The sequence below is a fragment of the Alphaproteobacteria bacterium genome, assembly GCA_018063245.1.
GTDB lineage: Bacteria > Pseudomonadota > Alphaproteobacteria > JAGPBS01 > JAGPBS01 > JAGPBS01.
On the sequence record JAGPBS010000087.1, the window covers coordinates 1 to 3,852 of the forward strand.

General features: G+C 40.6%; 2 protein-coding genes. Both read right to left on the bottom strand.

Features of this window, described 5'->3' with window-relative positions:
- Window positions 1-105: 105 nt before the first annotated feature.
- Window positions 106-1,194, bottom strand: a complete 1,089-nt coding sequence (locus KBF71_08930) for an SEL1-like repeat protein (GenBank protein ID MBP9878435.1) — start codon at window positions 1,192-1,194, stop codon at window positions 106-108.
- 65 nt (window positions 1,195-1,259) lie between these two features.
- Window positions 1,260-3,638: a sel1 repeat family protein gene (locus tag KBF71_08935; GenBank protein ID MBP9878436.1), complete on the bottom strand. Its 2,379-nt coding sequence runs from the start codon at window positions 3,636-3,638 to the stop codon at window positions 1,260-1,262.
- Between the last annotated feature and the right edge of the window lie 214 nt (window positions 3,639-3,852).

Genomic DNA, 3,852 nt, shown 5'->3' on the forward strand with positions numbered 1-3,852 from the left:
TTCCTGGGAGGCTATCCTTAATTGCTTCCCATTGGTCATCCCTTAAATCATACAACTTTCAACTCCTTTTCTTATTATTAGAAGTTCAGTATATCATAAAAAAAATTAAATGTCGACACTACCTAGAAATTGGACGAATGAAAATGCACTTTGATCATCTGGAAAATTGGGAACATATTGCTCAAAGTGCATAAGCGCTCTTTGTAAGTCTTTTGGCAGATGAACACCTTCATGATAGAGGCTCCCTAGATTATAATGAGCATTAGGGTGACCTAATTTTGCGGCAGCTTCATAACATCGAACAGCTTCTTGAGGGTTTTTTTCAACTTCGACGCCTCTGATATAATGATAACCCACTGTTGTCAGTGCGCGTGAGGATCCTTTATCAGCAGCTCTCTTTGCGTAATCAAAAGCTACTCTTAGATTCTTTTCAACGAATATGCCTTCTTGATACCAGTAATTCAGATTATGGAGAGCCTCTAGGTCTCCATTTTGCACAGCAAGCTGATAATATTTAAAAGCCTTTGCTAAGTTTTGAGGGATACCTAAACCATGCTCATATAAATAACCCAGATTGTTTTGTGCAGCAGCGTGGTTTCGTTTTGCGGCTATTTTGTAATATGTGAGTGCTTTTGGGTAGTTTTGTTTTACTAAAGTGCCGGTGTCATAATATAGAGCTAATTCAGCAATTGCTTTTGTGAAATCGCCTTTTGCGGCTAGTTTAAGATGTTTGATAGCTGCTTCTGGATCATTGTTGAGAAATTCAAACCGACCGAGTGTGTAGTGAATAATGGCGCAGAGAGCCTGGCCAACATGAGGGGATTCACAGAGATCTTTCAAAAGCGCTAGTGCCTTTGGGATATTGGTTTCATGGGCTAATTTTTGATGCTCATCAGCGTCGATTAAATCATCCGCAGATACCAAAAGAGAATAGGCATCGAGACAGTCTTTCCATCCCTGATCTTTGAGCTGCTGAGGCAAAGCATCGCGCTCTGCGGGTTTCAGATAGACAACGAATTTGTCAAAAATTGACTCGGTTTGGGCTTGAAGAGATTGAGGAGAGACCTCAAGAGTGCTCATCGTTACTCTATTGATCACAAATGGATTGCCTCGTTCGATATCATAAAGATAGAATTTAAGCTGCTGTTCTGGTAAGGGTGATTGAGAATCGATTGCTTGTGTCGCTAATGTCATAATAAATACCATTTAAATAAATTTAATGTATAATGTAGTAGAAAGTATGTTTTGTCAATTGATTTTTAAATATTGCGTGCAAAATGAGAGGTGAGCAGTTGTCTGAGATCAGCAAGAGCGCCTTTATCAACATCTGTTTTACCGCCGTGTGGTGCATGGCCGCCTGTTGTGAGATCCCCGATTTTCAGAATGAGCATCCCGCCAGTTCTGCTTCCTTGGCGCGTTTCACCATTGTATTTTTTTGCTAGATGCTCAATGAGCTTATTGACATCAGTGATTGTCATATCATCTTTGTCAAAAAGAGCCTGCATGAGTTTTCGCACCTGACCATCGCAATTCTTGAGATAAAAATGACGCATTGTCGTTTCACGTTTTTTGAGGTCTGTTAAGACTTTTTGGATATGAGCCTTATAATCTTCAAAGTTGTCAGTTTTTGGAGCTTGAGGTTTTTTTGGCGCTTTTTTTGGTTTTTGTGGAGCAGGCATAGGATTCAGATTTGAATTTATAGGAGCTGAAGGTTCTGCTTTTACCTGAGCTTGTGGTGTTGGCACGAATTTTATCGAGACAGCTGGAGAGTAGGTATTCTGTTTTTTTGTGGATGCTGTTCGTTGTCTTAAGGTTGATTTTTTTGCTGGTAGTTTGAGGTCTTTTAAGTATGATTCTGCAATTTCTGCTTCATTGGATGCATTGTTCTCAGGGTTAAAATAATAGACGCGCTCCATGAGTCTTGAGAGCTGATAAATGAAATCTCTGAGTGTATCTTCTGGCAGTAGATCCCAAGCTCTGTCGAGATCAGTGAAGAGGAGGTCGTATATCTCTTTGATTTTTTGCACATCCATATTCTGTGCATTTTCATAGGTGGCAAAGGGCAAGAAAGGGCCTTTGATGAGATATAGGTGAGCCTGTATGTATAAAGGCAGTTTGTGTGCAGGAAGTGCTCGTGAGCTATTTAAAAATTCATTGCGTGAATAGCCGGTCCTAGGAAAATTGCTAATTCTGATGGGGTTAGAGTAAGAGGTTTGCTCTCCTTCATAATGCATTTTAAAATAACGAATTGCCTCTGGTAGGTCTTGAGGGATTTCACCGTTAGAGCGGTATAATAAGGCGCCAACCATGTATTGTGCGGGTTTATGATCTTCATCTGCAGCTCTTTTATACAAGGAGAAAGCCTCAGGGATATTTTTGGGGATGCCCATCCCATAAAAGTGGAGCTGTGCATAATTATAAAAAGCATCAGGGTGATCATGGGCTATTGCTCTTTTATAAAGTTCAATCGCTCTGTCTAGATCTTTTTCAACGCCGATACCAGTTTCATAACAAAAGCCCAGGTTATTGATAAATCGAGGATCATCTTTAGCAGCACCAATTGTATAGAGAGCAACTGCTTTTTCATAATTAACTTCAGTGCCGATGCCGTAGTGATAGCAATTGCTCAATAAGACCATACTCTCGATATTGAAACGTTGCGCTGCCAGCTCTAGATAGGGAATTGCTTCATGCGGCCGATTGTGATTGATGTAAAATTGACCAAGGTTGTGTTGCGCTGTGGTATAGCCCTGTGTCGCTGAGAGTTTATAGAGCTGTTCAATTTGATCAGGATCGATAGAAAGATCATCATTGGAATCATATAAGTAGCCGAGGTTGTCCTGACCCACCCTGTCTCCTTGGTCAGCCGCTCGTTTATTCCACTCCAAGGCATTAGCAAGATAGGCTCTATCCGTCATGCTCTTATATGAATAGATATAGCCTAATCGGCTTTGTGCAGGCGTGTATCCAGCTTTAGCAGCGATTTCAAAATGAGGAATTGCCATGTCAGGAAGGGATTCGTGCCAGTAATGATTTGCAAGGAAAAAATGTGACATTACTCCTTTTCTCAAAACAGCTAGGTGATGTGATATGGCTGCATCTTCCATATTTTTAGGTGTGCCTATTCCAGAGTCATAAAAATAGCCTAAATAGCTTTGACAAAGAGCTGTGACTTCTTCTGTTGAGTTGAGTTCTTCTGCAGAGATTTTCCAGTTTGTGAAGAAGGATGTTAAAAAGGTGAAGCAGGAGGGCTTTGTGGGATAAAGAATTGGGTGCTTTTTACGTAAGATAGAAAGGCTTTTTTCTAAGTTTTGTACTTTTGTCTCACGTTCATCAGCGGGGAAATCAGGAGGGCAATCCTCTTTCCCAAAAAGATAATAGTGAGCTTTTAAGAGTTTCGTCCAGCCCGTGCGCTTATAGATGTCTGGCAAAGCCTCGCGTTCTTTTTTAGAAACAAGAATAAAGAATCTTTCAAAAAGGGGCGTGTGATGGACAGTGAGGTTGCGAAGGGGAAATGTGTATTTTTTAGCGAAACGTGGATGCTCAAGGATAAAAGGAGTGAGATATTCAGGATCATACAGATAGGCAGTGATTGTTTGCTGAGGGTCTGCTGAAGGCTGAAGGCTAATGGCTGACATTGATATATCTCATAAAATGAATGGTTTTAAATGAATAGAATGAAATATAATAAAAATATATGAATATGTCAACAAAAAACCCTCATATGTCAAGGCAAAATAGAAATGTCCGCTTTAGAGCAAGATAGAAATGTCCGCTTTAGAGGATAAGTTATCCAAAAGTCCACAACCCGGCAGCGGAGCCTCCTACACTCAGGCTGCCAAGGGTTGTGGG